The organism is Kitasatospora sp. NPDC056138 (genome assembly GCF_042264695.1).
Classification (GTDB): Bacteria; Actinomycetota; Actinomycetes; order Streptomycetales; family Streptomycetaceae; genus Kitasatospora.
Window position 1 is genome coordinate 1 of the sequence record NZ_JBHJVK010000079.1, and the last position, 1,855, is coordinate 1,855.

The 1,855-nt window shown below is 73.3% G+C and carries 2 protein-coding genes; both read left to right on the forward strand.

The genetic code is table 11. The annotated features are described in order from the left end of the window. The first annotated feature begins 94 nt into the window (after positions 1–94). Positions 95–244, forward strand: a complete 150-nt coding sequence (locus ACFC1R_RS32930; protein WP_375944973.1) for a hypothetical protein — start codon at positions 95–97, stop codon at positions 242–244. 427 nt (positions 245–671) lie between these two features. Beyond that, entirely contained in the window at positions 672–1,742 is a 1,071-nt protein-coding gene (locus tag ACFC1R_RS32935; protein WP_375944975.1) for a TerD family protein, read from the forward strand. Positions 1,743–1,855 lie beyond the last annotated feature (113 nt).

Below are 1,855 nucleotides of genomic sequence, written 5' to 3' on the forward strand. Positions count from 1 at the left end.
CACCACCCCCCGGATCATGCGAACTACAGGGGGGAACAGTCATGCCGAGCCGGAGGCCGGGAGCCCCATTGCGGGGCCACGGAAAAGGTAACGGGTGACCAATCGCACGGCCTTCGCCGCCTACGAGGGGCGCACGCGGTCGTTCGTCGAGCTCAACCAGGCACTGGCCACCGAGAACCCCGGCGGGCCGGCCGCCGAAGCCTCCGTCGAACGAGCCGAGAACGCGATCGCACTCGACGGCTGACCGACCAGGGCTCAGCCGCGGGCGTTCGTCGGTGGCGGTGAGCCGGCCCCGGATGTCACCGGGGCCAGGTCCGGCCGGTCGGCTGTTGCTTCAGCCAGAGCATGAACAGACCCGGCTCCCTCGCTGCTTCCGGTCACGCCCGGTCCGAGGCCTGACACCGCCGAAGGTACAGCGCGACTCCGCCCGCGTGCGCCTCCTCGGTGCGCTTCGCCCACGTCGCCCTCGAGTACGGCTTGCCGGTCACACCGGCCGACGCAGAGGCCGTGCTGCTGCAGCACGGAGGATGGCCGTGCGGCCGGAGTCCGCCTCCGGCCTGCACCGCCGCTGGCCGGGCGGCAGCAGGTCTTTCGTCCACCGGGGAACCGACACCACCTCGACAGCGTTGTCGAGGACGCAAGGACGATCAAGAAGCTGTGGAGGAAGGTCAATGGGTGTGGGCCTGACGAAGGGCGGCAACGTGTCCCTGGCCAAGGAGGCTCCAGGGCTGCGCACCGTCACGGTCGGACTCGGGTGGACGGCGGCCCCCGGCGTCGACCTCGACGCCAGCGCACTGCTGTGCAACCCGTCCGGAAAGGTTGTCTCCGACGAGCACTTCGTCTTCTTCAACAACCTGCGCAGCCCGGACGGTTCGGTGCGCCATCTCGGCAGCACCCCGGCGGGTGGTGCGGCCGGGGACCAGGAACAGATCGAGGCCGACCTGACCCGCGTCCCGGTGGGCGTGGACCGGATCGCCTTCGCCGTCGCCATCTACGACGCCGCTCAGCGGTCCCAGTCCTTCGGGCAGGTCCGCGGTGCCCACATCCGTCTGACCGACCAGGCCACCGGCGTCGAGGTCGCCCGGTACGACCTGACGGGCGGTGCGGACGAGACGGCGATGGTGTTCGGCGAGCTGTACCGGCACGGCAGCGACTGGAAGTTCCGCGCCGTCGGCCAGGGCTATGCCTCCGGGCTGGCCGGTATCGCTGCCGACTTCGGCGTGAACGTGCTGCAGCCGTCCACGCCCACCCCGCCACCGGTGGCCGCTCCGCTGCCGCCCCGGCCGACCGCCGCCCCCGCCCCCGTCACCACCATCACTCAGGCACCATCAGGGAGTTCTTCCATGACCTGCTTCTTCGACCCCTCGCACGGCGTCGGCACCACGGCCGCCCTGTGGTCCCCGCAGTGGGGCGTGCCCCGCCAGATCCAGGCGTGCGGGGCCTGCGCCCAGCGCGTCCAGACCACGCCGCCGCCGTTCTACACCCCGCCGCAGGCTGCCGGGTACCCGTCGGCCGCCGGCTATCCGCAGCCGGTTCAGCAGGGCTACCCCCAGCAGGGCTACCCGCAGCAGGGGTACCCGCAGGTTCCCGGACAGGGCCAGCCCGACGGGGGCGGCCGCCGCTTCGGCACCGGCGCGCTGATCGGCGCGGGCGCCGCCGGCCTGGTCGGCGGCGCGCTCCTCAACGAGGCGTTCAGCGACGACGAGCCCGACGTGATCGTCAACAACTACTACGAGGACTGACCGCCCCTCGCGGGGGCGGCCCCGCCCCGGGGGGGGGGGCCCCCCCCCGCACGGGCGGGGGGCGAGGCCGGGGGGGCGGCGCGCGGCGAGGGACGCACCCCCCCCCGCCCCCG